We start from the raw sequence: 19,242 nt of genomic DNA on the forward strand, positions 1-19,242 counted from the left end.
CCTATCCTTTAAAAAAGTCTTTTAATACTTTTGCTTTCGAATTAGCTTGGTTTGGCTTAAACTTACGAATTGTTTTTGCTTCAATTTGGCGAATTCGTTCACGTGTTACTTTAAATTCTTTGCCTACTTCTTCTAATGTTTTTGGTGAATCATATTTTGATAAATGCTTATCAATTAAAGCATTTTTTTGACTTTGTACTTTTTCAATTGGTGTATCATAATGAATATCAAGAACTTTAACTGTTTGAACTAATTCGGGGAAAGTTTCATCTTCACATTCTTTTGCTAACCGTAATACTGTTCGTAACTTTGTTGGTAAAAGTCCAAACCGCATTCTAATTACTTTTTCTTCTCGTGCTGATAAAATTTCATGGAAAACTTCATCAATTACTTCTCGTAATGATTCTTTTTCAGCATATTCATCCGGTGTAAAAATATCTTTATCATCAACAAAATCACCAAAATGAGTATCATCCTCATCACCAATTGGTTTTTCTAATGAAACTGGTTCAATTGATAGTCTCTTAATTTCACGAACTTTTTCGCCAACCATTCCTTGCCCCATTTTTTCAGCAATTTCATTGTAACTTGGTTCGCGTCCTAACTCTTGTGTTAATTGCCGTTCAATTCTTGTTAATTTATTAATTGTTTCAACCATATGAACAGGAATCCGAATTGTTCGCGCTTGATCAGCAATTGCCCGGGTTGTTGCTTGTCTAATTCATCATGTGGCATATGTTGAAAATTTAAAACCACGCTTATAATCAAACTTATCAACAGCTTTCATTAACCCAATGTTCCCTTCTTCAATTAAATCCGAAAAATCTAATCCCCGGTTTAAATGTTTACGAGCAACTGAAACAACTAACTTCAGGTTAGAAGTAATTAATTTATCACGTCCAAAACGTCTTTCTTCTGGATCAGATGATTCTAACATTTTAGCATATTTAATTTCTTCCTCACGAGTTAAAATCTTACTTGTTCCCAAAATATTAAAGTAAGCTTTAATAATATCTTGAATTTTTGTTTCATTTGAAATCCCACCAACTTTGTAACGTAATTTTTCATCTGGTTGTTTTTTCGTTACTTTTATTGGTTCAGGAACTTCATTTTCTTCTAACTCTTCTAAATTAATATCACTAAATTCAACACCATTAGCAACTAATTCTTCGAAATATTCTTCAACATCATTATCATCAACTTCAAAATGATCATTAATTAATGTTATTAATTTTTCTTGTTCAATCTCATTGTTATTTTCTTCTAAATATTTATTAATATATTCTTTAAATTCATCAAAAGATTTCATATCTCTGACTTCTTTTTTTGATAATCCCATTTTTTCTACCCCTTTTTAAATTTTAATCGTTGATTCAACTTGTCAATTTCCATTGAAATTGCCTGTTGTTCAATTAGATTACTTGCTTTTTCTAACTTATTTCATAGCATTGCAATCTCTTTTTCATTAGCAAAATCATCAATTAAGAGCGCATAGTCTTCTAATTCTTTCTTATTATATTTAATTTTAATCGTTGATTTATTAATAATATCCATTAATATTTTTTTTAAATTTGGATCACTTATTTCTTGACACAACATATTAATTTTAACATTTTCTGCCCCCAAATGTCCATTATAATAAGTAATTATATCATTTGCTAACAAACGATAACCATCAAAATTTAAATTTCCAATTTTTCTTTGATAAAAATCTGCTGCTTTTCGAGAACCAAGTAATTGTAAAACCATATTTTGTTCTGCTAAAAGATATCGTTTTAAATTTTTAATTTTATATTTTGTATTTTTAACTACAACAGTCTTACTTTGCTGTGGTTTGAACCTTGGTGGCGACTTTTGCTGATAATTATTATCATTTGTTCCATTAGGAATTGGTTCTGACACAGCAGGTGAAAAAACTGCTTTTTGATATGTTTTAATTTGTCCAATTTTTGTTGTAATTGTTTCTTTAGATATTCCTGTTATTTTAACTAAATTATTAACTGCTAATTCTTGTTCCAATTGATTTGGACTAGCTTTAATTAAAGGTGCAACAATATTAATAAATTCTTCTAATTCATTTGCTGCTTGTAAATTAAATTTATTTTGAAAATAATCAAGAGCAAAATTAATTGGATGTTGGGCATTTGCTAACATTGTATGAATTAATTCTCCCTGACCACTATTAACTAATTCGTCAGGGTCTTGTTGCGTCTCATTCAAAACAATTTTAACTTTTAGATTATGACTTAATAATTTAATTGTTGCTTTTAAACTAGCATTAATCCCAGCCTTATCACCGTCTAAAAAAATTAAACACTCATTTGTTAATCTTTTAATTTCTTTTAAATGATATTCACTTAAATTAGTTCCCATTAAAGCAACGGTATTTTTAAGATTTAATTTTTCTAAACTAATAACATCCATATATCCTTCAAGTAAAATTAAATTATTTTGCTGGCGAATAAACGGTTTCGCCCGGTGAATATTATACATTAGTTGTTCTTTTTTAAAAACCTTAGTTTCAGGAGTATTAAGATATTTTGCTACCTGGTTATTAACCCCAATTACTCGTCCAGAAAAACCAATAATATAACTATCTTCATTTTTAATCGGAAACATTAAACGATTATTAAAATAATCATACACCTTGCCATTTTTTATTGTAATTAAACCCGCTTGTTGAATATCATTAATTGAATATTCTTTTTTAATTAAAAAATGGTACAAATGATCAAAGCCACTCTCAGCATAACCAATCTGAAATAATTCAATTTCAGTATTATTAATGTTCCGCTTTGTTAAATATTCCTTTGCATCATAAGCCTTTTTGGTTTCTAAATTATTACTAAAGTAAGCGCTTGCTAAGGCATTAATTTCAAAAATTAACTGTTCACTTTTATCATATTTTGGTTTTTCTTGATAAGTAGTCAATTCATATAAGGAAATATTGGTCATTACCGCAACTTTTTTTAAAGCTTCAATAAAACTAATATTTTCATATTCTTGTAAAAAAGTAAAAACATTGCCTCCAGCTGAACAAGCAAAACAACGGTAAATTTGCTTTTCTGGTGAAATACTCATTGAAGGATGTGAATCTTGATGAAACGGACAAACTGCTCAATAATTACGACCCCGTTTTTCAAGCGATAAATATTTTGACATTACGGTAACAATATTTACTTTTGACTTAATTAAATCAATTTTTTCATTACTAATTAATGCCATACCTTTCACTCCTTTTAATTATTTTAATGTTGCGGTAAAATAGCTTTCTAAATTAGCAATTGCCACTCGTTCTTGTTTCATTGTATCACGATTACGAACTGTAACTTTTTGGTCTTTTTGACTGTCAAAATCAACTGTTACACAAAACGGTGTTCCAATCGCATCTTGACGACGATAACGCTTTCCAATATTTCCTGTTTCATCATAAGTGCATTGAAAACGACCTAAGAGTTTTTCATATAACTGATAAGCATCGTTGTTTAATTGTTTACTTAATGGAATCAGCGCAATTTGATATGGAGCTAATAACGGGCTTAATTTTAAAACAATTCTTGTCTCATTATCAGCAACTTTTTCAACATGGTAAGCATCATATAAAATCGCTAACATCAAGCGCCCAACACCAACCGATGGTTCAATTACATGCGGGATAATTTTTTCATTTGTTTCTTGATTTAAATACGACAAATCATTTTTACTCATTTCACTGTGGCGACGTAAATCATAATTCCCCCGGTCAGCAATCCCTCATAATTCACCTATGCCAAACGGAAACTTATATTCAATATCAATAGTTCGTTTTGCATAATGGGCTAACTCATTAGCGTTATGCTCACGAAAATGATAGTTTTCTGGTTTTAAATTAATTAATTCTAAAAACTTGGTTACTTCTTTAATTCAATATTCAAATCAATCAATCTTTTCGTTAATATCATAAAAAAATTCTAATTCCATTTGTTCAAATTCACGTGTACGAAAAATAAAATTTCCTGGGGTAATTTCATTCCGAAATGACTTTCCAATTTGACCAACACCAAAAGGTAATTTTTGTCGCAAAGAACGTTGAACATTTTTAAAATTAACAAAAATTCCTTGTGCTGTTTCTGGTCGTAGATAAACAACTGATTTTTCATCTTCAATAACACCTTGGTTTGTTTTAAACATTAATTCAAACTGACGAATTTCAGTAAAATCATGCCCCCAACAATTTGGACATAAAATATTTTTTTCGGTAATAAAAGTCTCTAATTGTTCATTAGTTCAACCACCACAATTTAATTTCGGATAATTATCTTCAATCAGTTTATCTGCCCGCATTCGGCTTTTACATTTTTTACAATCTAATAATGGGTCAGCAAAATTGCCAAGATGTCCAGAAGCTTTTCAAACATTATTGTTCATTAAAATAGCACTATCAAGACCAACATTATATTTTGATTTTGTAATAAAATGTTGTCATCATAAATTTTTTAAATTTCGTTCTAATTCAACCCCCAATGGTCCAAAATCTCAGCTGTTTGCTAAACCACCATAAATTTCACTCCCTTGAAAAACAAAACCTTGTGTTTTTAAATGATTAACAACTTCTTCTAATGTATATTGCATTAATGTAACTCCTTCTTATTTCTCTATCCTCAATTATACTATGTTATTCTTTAAAATAAATTGATTTTTGTCGCATTTCATAAATACTCCACAAAAATATTCCAACTTTTATTAAATAATACTCACATAGCATTTTAAATAATATTATTAAAACTTTTATATTAATCTTAATTAATCTTATTGTAAAAATAAAAATTAGTATGAAAATTACTATTAAAAACTTTCACTAATTCAATTGGAAAAAGATAATCTCTTGGTAATAAACAATTTTTACAAAGATATCCTTCCTCAAGAAAACTAATTGTTTTAATGTGTTGTTTGCTGCCACACCGTTTACACATCGTAAAGTCTCATTCTAATCCATATCATTTTAAAGCACGAAACATAAAAGCAATTACAATACTTAAATTATCTTCTCATGCAGCTAAATTGTCTAATGTTGTTGTTAATAATTCGTACAATTCATTATCATCTTGACGGTCAACAACCGCTTGCTCAGCAATTTCACAAATTAATGTTGCTAATAAATAATCATCATAATTTTGTGCTAATTTAATTCTTGTTTTTAATAAATTTCCTGTCTTTAATTTACTTAACTTATTGTTATGATATGATAAAAATATTTCAAATTCACTTGTTGCTAAGAATTGTACTGCATACTGATTTTTTGATGTATTTTTTTGTACCCCAGGTGCAAAAAAAGCTAATTTTCCTAATTCTTGTGACAAAATCGTAATAATTGCACTGTTATCATCATAAGGTCGTTTATGCAATACCATTCCTGTTAATTTTTGAATCATTTTAATAACTTTCTTTGTTATAACCTAGACGGGCAATCATTGAAGGTTTATCCCGTCATTTATCCACTACTTTAACAAATAATTCTAAAAATATTTTTGTTCCTAAAATTTGTTCTAATTCTAAGCGGGCTTGCGTTCCAATTTGTTTAATTAAACGGCCTTGTTTCCCAATAATAATTCTTTTTTGCGAATCCCGTTCAACGCAAATTGAAGCCATAATTTTTAATAGTTGTGGTTGATCATCAATTTTATCAATTAAAATGGCAACACTATGCGGAATCTCATCTTCTGTCAACAACAAAATTTTTTCCCGAATAATTTCACGAATTAAAAACTTTTCTGGTTGATCAGTTAACATATCATCAGGATAATATTGTGGTCTTACTGCTAAATGTTTTTTTAATAAAGTTAATAATGTTTCAAGATTTTTATGTTTGACGGCTGAAACGGGAATGATAGCGGTAAACTGATGAATTTTTTCTCATTCAGCAATTTTTACAATTAAATCACCTTTGGAAACTAAATCAATTTTTGTTACAAGTAAAACAATTGGAATTGCGCGCTCTTGTAGTGCTCTGATAATATAACGATCATTATCACCAATGTATTCATTTGCTGGAGCTAAAAATAAAATAACATCGGCTGCTTTTGTTGCTGATAAAGCAACTTTATTCATAAATTTCCCCATTTCATGATGAGCTTTATGAATGCCTGGCGTATCCATAAAAACAATTTGTGATTCTTGATCATTATAAATCCCTTGAATACGGTTTCGTGTTGTTTGTGCCTTTGCTGTTACAATTGCTACTTTATTATTTAAAATTGTATTTAATAATGTTGATTTACCAACATTTGGTCGCCCAACAATTGCAACAAAACCTGATTTAATTGCCATTTTCTTCACCTCTTAATTATTATAATTATAAAGGAAAATATCATAAAAAATTATCTTATTTAAAACTCAAACGCAATTTGATCATCTAATGATAAATCTTTTAAAATTCCAAGTTCTTCAAATGATTCTAAATGAGCTTTTGTAATATTTGTTCGTTTTTGTAAATCAGCAATTGATAAAAATGGTTTTTCATGGCGAGCATTAATAATACTATCGCCAACAGCTCCGCCCAAACCATCAATTGCAGAAAATGGCGGTAAAATAATTTTTTCATTATTTTCATTTGTAATAACGGTAAAATTTTTATTTCGACTTATTTTTAAATCAATATTGCTCATTTTAATTCCTCGGGCATACATTTCTAATGCTACTTCATAAACGGGAATTAAATCTTTTTCTTTTTGTGTTGGTTTATTGGGAGCATTAAAATCTTTATTATCCAAACGAGTTTGAATATCGCGTAAAACTTGTTTGATTGTTTCTGCTCCTTTTAAAATTGTTTTAATATCAAAAACATCTGTTCGAGTTGAAAAAAATGTTGCATAATATTCAACTGGATAATTAATTTTATATCATGCTACTCGTCACGCCATTAAGACATAGGCTGTTGCATGGGCTTTTGGGAACATATACTTAATTTTATTACACGAATCAATATATCATTGTTCAACATTATTATCCCGCATTAATTGTTCATGTTCAGTTGTTAACCCCTTTCCCTTTCGAACATCTTCCATAATCTTAAAAGCACTTTGAGCAGGTAACCTTTTATAAATTAAATTAACCATAATATCATCACGACATCCAATTACTTCTGAAATACTAATATTTTGATTTCGAATTAATTCTTGGGCATTGCCAATTCAAACATCTGTTCCGTGTGACAATCCTGAAATTTGGACTAAATCTGCAAATGAAGTTGGTTTTGTATCTAATAACATCTTACGAACAAAAAAAGTACCAAATTCAGGAATACCAATTGCACCAGTATTTTCACCATTAATATCTTCTGGTTTAATGTTTAAAACATCTAAACTTCGAAAAAGACTTAAAACCGCTTCATCATTTGTTGGAATTGTTTTTGGATCCACTCCCGTTAAATCTTGCAGCATTCGCAAAGCAGTTGGGTCAACATGACCTAAAATATCTAACTTTAAAACATTATCATGAATTGCGTGGAAATCAAAATGAGTTGTTAATCAATTTGATTTGATATCATCAGCAGGAAAATTAACTGGTGTAAATGCCTCAACTTCATATTCATTTGGAATAACAACAATTCCACCTGGATGTTGTCCAGTTGTTCGTTTAACTCCCTCACAACCCTTGGCAATTCGTTCTAATTCTGCGCGACGTTTTAAATGTAAAATATTTTTACTTTCAAAATAACCTTTCACATAACCATATGCAGTTTTTTCTGCCACCGTTGAAATTGTTCCGGCACGATAAACACTACGTTCTCCAAACATTTCTTTAGTAAAGTCATGTGCAATTGGCTGATATTCTCCTGAAAAGTTTAAATCAATATCCGGAACTTTATCTGCTTCAAACCCTAAAAATGTTTCAAAGGGAATATCATGCCCTTCCCCTTTTAATGGTTTTTGACACTTTGGACAAGTACGAACTGGTAAATCATATCCACACTTAACTGAACCATCAACAATAAATTCACTATAACTACAATAAGAACATAAATAATGTGGTTGTAATGGATTTACTTCAGTAATATTACTCATTGTTGCAACAAAACTACTACCAACACTTCCCCGTGACCCGACTAAATAGCCATCTTGCAATGATTTATCAACTAATTTATGTGCAATTCAGTAAATAACAGCAAAACCATGCTTAATAATAGCATTTAATTCACGTTCTAAGCGTGATGCAACAATTTCTGGTAATGAATTACCATAAATTTTATAAGCATTTTTATAACATAATTCTTTTAATAATTGGTCACTACCCTCAATTTTAGGTGTATATAATTTATCTTTAATAATTTCAACTTTTTCAATTTGGTCAGCAATTAAATTTGGATTTGTTACTACAATTTCATAAATTAATTCATCATTATTTAAAAACTTAAATTCGTTCATCATTTCCATTGTTGTTCTTAAAAACTGATCAGGATTATCAGTTACGCGTTGCTTATAATCATATAAAGGATGGGGGCGGCCACCAATTCCTTTTGCATTAATATAAACTTCACGGAAAATTTTATCTTCTGGGTTAAGATAGTGCACATCACCAGTAGCAACAACTAATTTATTTAATTTTTTTGCTGTAAAAATAATATCTTTAATGACTGTTAATAATCGTTCTTCTGATAAATCCCCCATTTGAACTAAATGTTTATATACACTAGGAGGTTGAATTTCAACATAATCATAAAACTTAATTGTTTCTGCTAATTCCGATGCATCTTTATTTCGTGCCACTTCAAAAACATCACCATTAACACATGATGACCCAATCAATAAATTACTACGATGTTGTTCAATTACACTTCGTAATAATTTTGGTGATGAATAAAAATATTTAGTATGCGCAGCAGTTATTAGTTTAAATAATTCTAATAAACCTACCTGATTTTTTGCTAAAATTGTCATATGTTTTGGTCGCAGTTTTTTATAAACAGCAGGGTCATGAATTTTCTCAATATCATCATCAAACTCAATATTGTAAGTATTAATCATTTTCCGTAGCTGATGCTCATAGATGTCTGTTAAAACAATTGCATCATAATCGCCACGGTGAGCAACTTCTTCATTATAAATAACATTATAACAACGAGCAATTGTTCCCAACCGATAATTTTTCAAATGTGGTTCTAAAATCCGTGATAATTGTAAAGTATCAATTACTGTGTTATTAATTTCTGAGCGTCCAGCTTTTTTTAACCACGATTGAATAAAACCAAGGTCAAACTCAGCATTATGTGCAATTAAAATTGCATCCTTAAAATATTCTAAAATTTGGTCAATTGATTCAATAAAAGTTGGTTTATCGGCTAATAATTCATCTGTAATTCCTGTTAATTCAGTTGTAAATGATGATAACTTAACGGATGGTTTAAACAAATGATTAATTGTTTGACGTTCACCACTAATACCATCCATAATAACCGCACCAAATTCAATGATTTCATCATAGCTACTACTTAAGCCAGTTGTTTCTAAGTCGAAAATAACATATTTTGCAGTTCGTAAATTATGATGATGCGGGTTTTTAAAATATCAGACTTTATCATCTAAAACATCTGCTTCAACACCATAAATAACTTTAACATCAGGATATTTCTTATTAAGATTATAAATTTCTGGATAAGCTTGAACATTTAAATGGTCAGTAAAAGCAATTGCTTTATGATTCCAATGTACTAATGTTTTAAAAAGCATTGCAAGATCTGTTACTCCATCCATAACACTCATTTTAGTATGGAGATGTAACTCCACGCGTTTTTCAGGCGCATTATCTTCACGATATAAATCTTCACGCTCTAAACGAGAAATTTTTTTAATAAAAAACATTTGTTCATTAGCATAAGTATCATACCGAATATCGCCAAAAAGACTAACTCATTCATTCGTTTTTAATTCTTCAATAAAATCATCTGGTTGTTCTGTTCGAGTAAAAAATTTTGCGCCAATTGTATCACTATAATCAGTAATTGTTATTACATAAATAAATTTCTTTGTTGAAATTAACTGTCGTTCTTTACTTAAAATTTTTCCATAAATTGTCACATTCGGAGCATCTTGATCAATATCAATTAACCGTTCATAACTTGCTTCTCCATTTTTTGCTCTCTGATAACTATTTAATTCTCTTCAAACTGGATTAGTCCCATTGGTTGGTTTAGAAATTAACTGTTCTGTTTTTTGCGCTGTTTCTTTATATTTAATTAATTCTTGTTCATTAATTTCTAAAATATTATTTTCTCGTAAATGAAACACTAGGGCTAATTGTAAATCACTAAAACCATAGCGGCGAAGTTTTTTTTGATAATAATTACAATGTTCACCCACTAATTTTTGTTCACTTTCCGAATGAACAGTAATTTTTAAAATATTATCAGTTAAAGCAAAACGTTCTGGGGATAATTTACTAAAAAAACTATTTTTTAATTCCGATTTATTTAATCGAATATATTCTAAGTAACTAAAAATAGTTTCTAATTCGTATTGTTCTTTTCGAACCCGTAAAGAAATCTTTGTGGGTAATGTTTCATTTTCTAATAAAGTTTGTTCTAATTTTAGTAAAACTTCTAGTGGTAAAAAATCATTAATTTCAATCACAACACGAAAAAAACCTTCACTAGTACTATATTCTGCTTTAATGACTTTAGCATCATCAAAATAATTTCCAATAAATTCTAAATTATTTGCTGTAAATAGTTTTATCAATTGTTGGTCCATCATCTAATCCTCACCTAGCTTTTCTGCTTAAAAAAAGACATCTTTAATTGTTATTCCAATAAATAATAAAATAAAGACTATTGCTCCCGTTACATTAATAATAATCTTTGCCTTATGCGGTAACTGTCATTTTTGCTCTTTTGCTTGATATTCTCCTAATAATACTTTTTGTTGCGCTGGATCATAGCGTTTCTTTCAAATCCTTACCCGACCATTTAAGCGTTTTACTCCACCAACTATTCCTTCAATTGATGTTTCAAAAAACTTGTATCCATCTAATGGCGGGATTGGAATTAAGTTCAAAACAAATAAATTAGCAGATAACATGGCCACATAAATAAAGAAAAGAGCTGGTCCTTCTGTTAACATTGAAGAAAATGTTCTTGCAATTCCAACTGGACCAGATAATTGTCCTCACTGACCAGTAAATAATAATCCAAATGATTTTAAAATTGTCACTGATTGTCTAAATGTTTCTCCTCAACCATAGCTATATGCTTGCGCAGTTGAAGAAAACTGACGATCAGGAGCTCTAATTCCGACTGTATAAGTATTGTTGGCTTCTGTTAACTTAACTGGTTCAGTTTGAAATAAACCATCCGAAGCCGTTATAACTTCTTGTTTACTATTTACACGAGCAAAAGCAAGAGTAATATAATTAATTTTTTCATCATTATTACTATTATCATATTGTTGTTTTAAATTTTGAATAAAATCAAAAACTGTTGTTTGATAATTTGGAATCTTATCTACTGTTCCCACATGACTTGCTAAAATATGATTCTCCTTATTATCAGCTTTATCTTCCTTATTAACACGATAATATTCTTGTACTACTTTAAGTTTTTCAATATTAGGACCTAATCAATAATCTAAAATCACAATATCTTGAGCAACATTTTGGACACTCGTTTTTAGAGCAGCATATGCTGCACCATTAGAATCATACTTAGCTCCTCAATATGTCATATCAGATGGTTTATAATTTAATGCCGCAAAAGTTGTGGTAAAAATAAAAACAGCAATAAAAAAATTCATTAAAGCTCCTGCGACAATAAAAATTAAGCGTTTTCATTTTGCAATATTTTCCATTTTTTGTTCTTCAGGAACTTCTTCCTCTTCACGCCCTTTTGGTGGATCAACTAATTGACTTGCAATATAAACATATCCTCCAAAAGGAAAAAATCGGATTGAATAACGAGTTTCTTTTTTTCCTCAAGAAAAAATTTTGGGACCAAAACCAATTGCAAATTCATAGACATATGCTCCCGCTAATTTCGCAATAATAAAATGTGCAAATTCATGAATTGTAACTAACATTAATAAAATTATAATCCCAATTACAAAACCTAAAACTACCATTCCTGCTGACATTTATTTCTTAACTCCTTACTTTTTTTATTCAGAATAACATTATTTTTCTGAAAAATAATTAATAATATCTCTTTTAATGATATCATTTAATTCTTTGATTTCACGATAATTAACTAATTTTTGCGGTTTAATTTGATTCATAAAATATTCAATATAATCAACAATTTGATAAAATTTAATTATTCCGGATAAGAAAATCGAACGTAATGTTTCATTTGCTGCATTAAAAGCAATGGCTAATGAATTATTTTCATTTAAGCAACGATAGGCTAATTGTAGCGCTTTTCAACGAGATAAATCAGCTTTTTGAAATGTTAAGGTTATTAATTTCTCAAAATTTAATGGTTTTAAGAACGAACTATTTTTTCGAATTGGATAATATAAAAAATAATTTAAAACTTGTAACATTGAAGGTTTTGATAATTGTCCAATAATTGAAGAATCTGCATATTGTACGGCTGAATGTAAAATAGCTTGTGGATGTAAAATAACAGTGATTTTTGAAATTTTAAATAAATGATAAGCTTCTATAATTTCAAATCCTTTGTTTACCATTGTTGAAGAATCAATGGTAATATTTTGTCCCATCTTTCAAGTTGGATGTTGCAAAGCTTGTTGCTCATCAATTGTTTTTAAATCAGCTAATGTTTTATTAGCAAACACCCCCCCTGAAGCTGTTAAAATAATTTCTGAACACGGGTTGGTTTGGTCTAAACATTGAAAAATAGCACAATGCTCAGAATCAATTGGATATAATTGATTATTATTTTCAACTAATAAATTGTTAATTAAATCCCCTGCTACTACTAATGATTCTTTATTTGCTAATAATAACGTACGATTTTTACCATATAAAGTTTGTAATGTTGGGTATAATCCTGCAAAACCACTAATTGCATTTAAAACCAAAGCTGTCGGAAAAGCAGCTAACATTGCATTAATTCCTGTTTCTCCAGTTACAAAAGTTATATTTGGATATTGCGCTGTTAAAATAGCTTGTTGTGTTTCATCACCAAGATGAACAATCCTAATTGTGCGATGTTTCTCTAAAATCTTAATTAGAACTGAAATATTATGATAAATACTAACGGCGGTAATTTGAAAATCATTTGGATTTGATTCAATAATTTGTAACGCTTGTTGACCAATATTTCCAGACGCACCAAAAACAATAATATTTCGCATCATAAATTATCGTTGTAACACTATATTTGAAATAATAAACATTACAAAAAACACTAATGAAAATGAATCCAAACGATCTAAAATACCACCATGGCCAGGCAATAAATTACTAAAATCTTTAATATTATAAAGACGTTTAATTCATGAAAATGATAAATCCCCCAATTGTGAGAAAATGCTTAATACAAACGCTAACAGAACATAAATGACATAACGCATTACATTTTGATCATTATCATTTGAGAAAAAGTTAAAAACCCAATGGTTACTAGTTGCAAAATGAAACATTAAAATAGCATAAGTAATTGCAATTCCTGCTGCTAAGATTGTTCCCGTTACAGCACCTTCTCATGTTTTGTTTGGAGATATTGTTGGCGCTAATTTATGTTTTCCATAAGTAACACCGCCAACAAACGCAAAAGTATCAGTTAAAATAATAATTAATGCTAATCATACCACACTACTTCAACCATAAGCAGGATTTAACATAAATTTATTCATTGCTTTTAAAGCAAAAGTTAAATACAAGGTAAAAATTAAAACTAATGTCATTTTACCAAAAGTAATTTCTTTTGAACTAAATACTAGACAATAATATCCTAAAATCGCACATAAATAAATAACAAAAATAATTCAGGGTTTTAATCAATTTCAATTTAATAATGTATAAAATGGGTAATTAATTGAACCAATTCCACCATATTCTGTTGCGATTGATTCAGCTGGAAACAAAAATAAAAAAATTATTAATAAATATGTAATGACTTGCGTATAAATTGGTCACTTTGTTCCTCCAACTAACCGCAAAATTTCATAGTTAACTAAACCTAAAATAACAGCATTAATGCCAATAAAAACATAATTAGCAATTTCAATATGTGGAACATTACCATGTCATTCTGTTGAAATTACCCCTGTGAATAAATATAAACATAAAAAGACTAATAAAAAATAAAATGTAATATGACGAGCAACATATTTTTTTTGAAACATACCTTTATGTTCCTTACTTTTTGACGCTTTATTTGTTAAATTATCATCTCCTGTTGATTTTTCATTTTCATTAACAAGAACATTATCTTCCTGATTGTTTATCACTTTCAATTCCTCCAAATCTTCTATTTCTATTATTATAATCTAATATTGCTTCAGTTAAAGCATTTTCATCAAATTCTGGTCAAAATGCTTTGGTAAAATATAATTCAGCATAACGATTTTGTAATAATAAAAAATTACTTAACCTTTGTTCACCACCACATCGAATCATTAAATCAACATCTGGTAAATCTGCGGTATATAAATGGTGAAATAATGTCTTTTCATCAACAGTTGCTAATTTTTCACTTATCATTTGATTAATTGCTGTTAATAATTCTTCAATGGCTCCATAGTCAAAAGCAAATGTTAAAACCATTCCATTATTATCTTTTGTCCGTAAAACAGCATTATCAATTGCTGCTAATGTTTTAAGTGGCATTTTTGTACGCCGACCAATATGATTTAAAACAATATTTTCATTCTTAAAATTATTAACTTGTTTATTATTTAATAATCGCTCTGGCATCGCCATTAAATATGCAACTTCTTGTGCACTTCGTTTTCAATTTTCAGTTGAAAAACAATAAATCGTTAAATACTTAACACCAAGAGCATTTGCTTTTAATGCGACATCTTTAATCCGTTTTGCTCCTTCTTCATGGCCAGTTGTTCGTTCTAAACCTTGCTTAGTTGCCCAGCGACCATTACCATCTAAAATAATTGCAATATGTTGTGGTATTTTCATGCCTTATGTCCTTCTTCCCCGTTTTGTTAATTATACCGAGAGTCATAAAAAAAAAAAAATGAAAGTTTTAAACTTTCATTAGTTCTTTTTCTTTTAGAGTTGCTTTTTCATCAATTTTTTTAATAAATTGGTCCGTTAATTTTTGAACTTCCCCTTCATAATATTTTTTATCATCTTCAGTTAATTCAGAATCTTTTTTAAGGTGTTCATTACTATCTCGTCGTTCATTCCGAATTGCTACTTTAAACTGTTCACTAGCTTTTCACATTTCCTTAACCAAAATTTTACGACGTTCTTCAGTTAGCGGAGGAATATTTAACCGAATTAAATCTGTTTCTGAATTTGGTGTTAAACCTAAATCTGCTTTATTAATTGCTGTTACAATTAAATTAATAATTGAACGATCATATGGTTTAATAACTAATTGTCGTGCTTCTGGAACCATGATATTAGCCAATTGTTGAATTGGTGTTAGTGTTCCATAATAATCAATCATAATATGTGATAACATATTTGGATTGGCACGACCAGTACGAATTTTAATTAATTCATTTTCAAATGAAACGATTAATTTTTCCATCTTTTCTTTTGTTTGATTAATAACTTCTTGCGACATTTATTTTTTTCCTCCTGTAACAATTGTTGAACGCGCATTACCATGTGCTGCCTTATAAATATTATCTGGTTCATTAATATCAAAAACAACGATTTTAACATCATCTTCCATTGCTAAACTAGATGCTGTTAAATCCATTACTTTTAATTGTTTTTTTTGCAATTCATTTAAACTAATATTATCAAAGCGAACTGCATCAACATTATGGCGCGGATCTTTATCATAAATACCATCAACCCCATTTTTTGCCATTAACATAACATCTGCATCAATTTCAATTGTTCTAATTGTTGCTGCTGTATCAGTTGTAAACTTTGGTTGGCCAGTTCCTCCAGCCATAATAACAATTGCTCCTTTTTCTAAAGCAGCTTTTGCTTTTTTAAACAAATATGGTGAAGCAACTTCCGGAACTTGAATTTTTGAAGTTACAACAACATTCTGACTACCTTCATTTTTTAATACAGCCTCTAATGCTAAAGCATTCATTACTGTTGCTAACATCCCCATATAATCTGCACTAATTGGATTCATTTTAATTGTGTCAGCACGATTACCGCGTCAAATATTACCACCACCAACAACAATAGCAATTTGTAATCCTTCTTTTTGTAATTTAACAATTTGTTTTGCAATATTATAAATTTTTTTCGCATCATATAAATCATCAGAATTCCCTAATGCTTCACCAGATAATTTTAGTAAAACTCGCTTATATTGTAATGCCATTATAACTTTCCTCTCTTTTTTCTATTTTATTCTAATATATTATAAATTGTTTTAACAAATAATCAAAATAAAATTACAAATTAGTAAAGAAATTTACTTTATCAAAAAGTACTTAATATTAACTTAAACTTGGCAAATAAAATGTTAAAAACTCATGTCAAAATTCTCATGCTTTTGTTTTTAAAACATCACTTGTTAAAAGTCAATATACAAATCCCTCCGCAAAAAATTCAAAATTATCTCTAAATGAAAATTTACTAAGATGAAATAATTGAAAAATCTTTTCTTTTGTTAAACTTTGTTGCTGGTGAAAGTTATTAATTTTTTTTAATAAAAATGTTTTTAATTGTTCAATCACATTAATTTTATAATCTAATTTATAACGATAGTGCAGCAAGTGTTCAAGTTCATGACATAGAGTGTAAAAAATACACTTTGTTATGAAATTCCACCTTCAATCCAATTTTGCTTTCATATCTCTTCATAGTTACAATTTATTGCATCATATGCAATTGCAATTTGCCGGTTGTTTAAATTTGTATAACCCTTTGTTTCTAAAAATTGTCCGTCTTTAATAGAACTTAAAACTTTATTAATTTCTTGTTTTGTTCAAAGAAAAGCACAAATATTATAAAATAATATAATAATTTCTTTTAATTTATTTTGATAAGTTGAATAATAATGATTGATAAATTGTTGTCAAGAATGTCGAACTGGTTCATCTAAAAAGGACAATAATTCATCATAAGAAATAAATGCTTTTTGATCATAGAATGGTAAATTAGTATAATTAGCTTTACTTAAAAAAGCATTTGTTAAATTTTGTTCAAGTTTTGTTGCAATATTATTATTAATTCACATTCCTCGGTAACCTCGATTTTGTACTCAAGTTTTATTTGGAGCATATTGTCGATTTAAATCAATTTGATTAGCAATTGATTTATCAAGAGTATAATAAAGAATCACTGATCCTCGATAAAACGAAAAATCACTTGAAACAATTGTTTCTGATGAAGAACTAATGTTATCTTTAATTTTTATTTTATTAATATTTAAATTAGAAAATTGTTTTTTTATTTTTTTTAATCTGTATTTTTTTCGGAATATGTAAGCCATTAGTTTTAAGGGTTTTTAAATTGGGGGGTCAGTAACAATTGTCCCTAACTCAAGTGGTCTTGGATTTAAATAACCAAGATATCAGACATACAGAACAAAACTGACAAAAACCGTTACCATTAAAAATAATGTTGAATTAATCATTCACCATTTTTTGCTATTTTTTTCATATGTTTTTCCTTTTCTAAAACTTTTAATAATTTATAATGTTTAATCTTGGATAGTCATTTTATTATTTAGAAATAATTTTGTTAAAACAACATTATTTTGTATCACAAAATAAAAACTGTTTAAAAAACAGTTTTCTTAAATAGATTAATTAAAACCCATTCCGCTTAGACCACCCATCCCAGGAATATTTGGCATACGCCCTGATTTAATTTGACGAGCAATTTCATCAACTTGTTTTTTTGTTTTTTCAAATTGATTAATTAGCTCATTATATTCTTTTTCAGTTCGTCCTGAGCCTTTTAAAATCCGATTTTTTCGTGATAAATGTTTTAATAATCGTGGTTCACGACGTTCTTTCACTGTCATTGATGATAATAATACTTCGGTTACTTTTAATTTTCGTTCAGCATCATCAATTTTTTCATTACTTAATTTTGGCATTCCAGGTAATAATTTAATAATTCCGCCCATTTTACCCATTTTTGAAATTTGGCGCATTTGGTTTAATAAATCTTGCAAATCAAACTGTCCCATCATCATTCGATTCATTGTTTTTTTGATATCACGTTCATCTAATACATCTTTTGCTTTTTCAACTAAGGTTTGAACATCTCCCATTCCTAAAATTCGATCAGCCATTCGGTCAGGATAAAAGATTTGTAAATTACTCATTCCTTCTCCAGTTCCAATAAAAGTAATTGGTAATTTTGTTAAATGTGTAATTGACAAAGCAGACCCGCCACGAGCATCACCATCTAGTTTTGTAACAACTACTCCTGTTAATTTTAATAACTGATTAAATTCAGTCGCAACATTAATAATGTCTTGCCCTGTCATCCCATCAACAACAAGAAGAATTTCATCCGGGGTAATATTATTTTTAATTTCTTTTAATTCTTGCATTAACTCAGCATCAATATGTAAACGTCCAGCTGTATCAATTAAAATAACATCATTTTTATTATCTTTTGCATAAGTAATTGCTTGTTGCGAAGTCGTTACTGGATTTTGTGTTCCGCGCTCAAAAACTTCAATATTTAAATTTTTTCCAATTGTTTTTAATTGTTCAATCGCTGCTGGTCGATAAATATCACAAGCAACTAATAATGGTTTTTTGTGATATTTCTTTTCAACTAACTTAGCAATTTTCCCCGTTGTGGTTGTTTTACCACTTCCTTGTAAACCAACCATCATTACAATTGTTGGTTTTGAAGTAAATGATAATTCTTTAACTGTTTTTCCAAATATATTAACTAATTCTTCATGCACAATTTTAACCATCATTTGTGATGCATTTAATCCATCAAGAATATATTCACCCCGCGCTTTTGTTTCAACAGCTTTAATAAAATCTTTAACTACTTTATTATTAACATCAGCCTCCAATAATGCTAATCGAATTTCACGCATTGTTTCAGTAATAGCATCAGTCGTTAAAGTTGATTTTTTCATATTTTTTTCAATTGATTTTTTCAATCGATTCGCTAAAAAATCTCCAATCATATTTTTTCTCCTTTAATTTTTATAACAAATACACTCTTATTAAT

At 28.7% G+C, this 19,242-nt stretch carries 15 protein-coding genes; all 15 read right to left on the minus strand.

What is annotated here, in order from left to right:
• Window position 1: 1 nt before the first annotated feature.
• On the minus strand, window positions 2–1,339 hold the full coding sequence (locus SDAV_RS02765; RefSeq protein ID WP_114564452.1) for a sigma-70 family RNA polymerase sigma factor: 1,338 nt from the start codon (window positions 1,337–1,339) through the stop codon (window positions 2–4).
• 5 nt (window positions 1,340–1,344) lie between these two features.
• Window positions 1,345–3,225, minus strand: coding sequence for a DNA primase (dnaG, locus tag SDAV_RS02770; protein WP_114564453.1), 1,881 nt, complete (start codon window positions 3,223–3,225; stop codon window positions 1,345–1,347).
• A gap of 18 nt (window positions 3,226–3,243) precedes the next feature.
• Window positions 3,244–4,611, minus strand: a complete 1,368-nt coding sequence (locus tag SDAV_RS02775; RefSeq protein WP_114564454.1) for a glycine--tRNA ligase — start codon at window positions 4,609–4,611, stop codon at window positions 3,244–3,246.
• A gap of 167 nt (window positions 4,612–4,778) precedes the next feature.
• A complete protein-coding gene (gene recO, locus SDAV_RS02780; RefSeq protein ID WP_245938483.1) occupies window positions 4,779–5,411 on the minus strand; it encodes a DNA repair protein RecO in 633 nt (210 codons plus the stop codon).
• 1 nt (window position 5,412) lies between these two features.
• Window positions 5,413–6,306 carry a GTPase Era gene (era, locus tag SDAV_RS02785; protein ID WP_114564455.1) on the minus strand — a complete coding sequence of 298 codons (894 nt, stop codon included), beginning with the start codon at window positions 6,304–6,306 and terminating at the stop codon, window positions 5,413–5,415.
• A 59-nt stretch (window positions 6,307–6,365) separates the two neighbouring features.
• Window positions 6,366–10,727: a PolC-type DNA polymerase III gene (locus SDAV_RS02790; RefSeq protein ID WP_408641549.1), complete on the minus strand. Its 4,362-nt coding sequence runs from the start codon at window positions 10,725–10,727 to the stop codon at window positions 6,366–6,368.
• A 24-nt stretch (window positions 10,728–10,751) separates the two neighbouring features.
• The gene (gene rseP / locus SDAV_RS02795; protein WP_114564457.1) at window positions 10,752–12,098 is read right to left on the minus strand and encodes an RIP metalloprotease RseP; all 1,347 of its coding nucleotides are present in this window, start codon (window positions 12,096–12,098) and stop codon (window positions 10,752–10,754) included.
• Between the two features lie 39 nt (window positions 12,099–12,137).
• Entirely contained in the window at window positions 12,138–13,286 is a 1,149-nt protein-coding gene (gene dxr / locus SDAV_RS02800; RefSeq protein WP_245938484.1) for a 1-deoxy-D-xylulose-5-phosphate reductoisomerase, read from the minus strand.
• Window positions 13,287–13,289: 3 nt separating this feature from the next.
• Window positions 13,290–14,381 carry a phosphatidate cytidylyltransferase gene (locus SDAV_RS02805; RefSeq protein ID WP_114564459.1) on the minus strand — a complete coding sequence of 364 codons (1,092 nt, stop codon included), beginning with the start codon at window positions 14,379–14,381 and terminating at the stop codon, window positions 13,290–13,292.
• Entirely contained in the window at window positions 14,359–15,066 is a 708-nt protein-coding gene (gene uppS, locus SDAV_RS02810) for a polyprenyl diphosphate synthase (RefSeq protein ID WP_114564460.1), read from the minus strand. Before uppS ends, SDAV_RS02805 begins: the two co-directional genes overlap by 23 nt.
• A 67-nt stretch (window positions 15,067–15,133) precedes the next feature.
• Window positions 15,134–15,682, minus strand: coding sequence for a ribosome recycling factor (gene frr, locus SDAV_RS02815; protein ID WP_114564461.1), 549 nt, complete (start codon window positions 15,680–15,682; stop codon window positions 15,134–15,136).
• Entirely contained in the window at window positions 15,683–16,408 is a 726-nt protein-coding gene (gene pyrH / locus SDAV_RS02820) for a UMP kinase (protein ID WP_114564462.1), read from the minus strand.
• Between the two features lie 438 nt (window positions 16,409–16,846).
• A complete protein-coding gene (locus tag SDAV_RS12935; RefSeq protein ID WP_245938485.1) occupies window positions 16,847–17,524 on the minus strand; it encodes a hypothetical protein in 678 nt (225 codons plus the stop codon).
• Window positions 17,525–17,539: 15 nt separating this feature from the next.
• Complete coding sequence (locus tag SDAV_RS13920) at window positions 17,540–17,668, minus strand: hypothetical protein (RefSeq protein ID WP_281268834.1); 129 nt, start codon at window positions 17,666–17,668, stop codon at window positions 17,540–17,542.
• Window positions 17,669–17,839: 171 nt separating this feature from the next.
• Window positions 17,840–19,198, minus strand: a complete 1,359-nt coding sequence (gene ffh, locus SDAV_RS02830; protein ID WP_114564463.1) for a signal recognition particle protein — start codon at window positions 19,196–19,198, stop codon at window positions 17,840–17,842.
• Between the last annotated feature and the right edge of the window lie 44 nt (window positions 19,199–19,242).

Source organism: Spiroplasma phoeniceum P40, assembly GCF_003339775.1.
GTDB classification, from domain to species: Bacteria; Bacillota_I; Bacilli_A; order Mycoplasmatales; family Mycoplasmataceae; genus Spiroplasma; species Spiroplasma phoeniceum.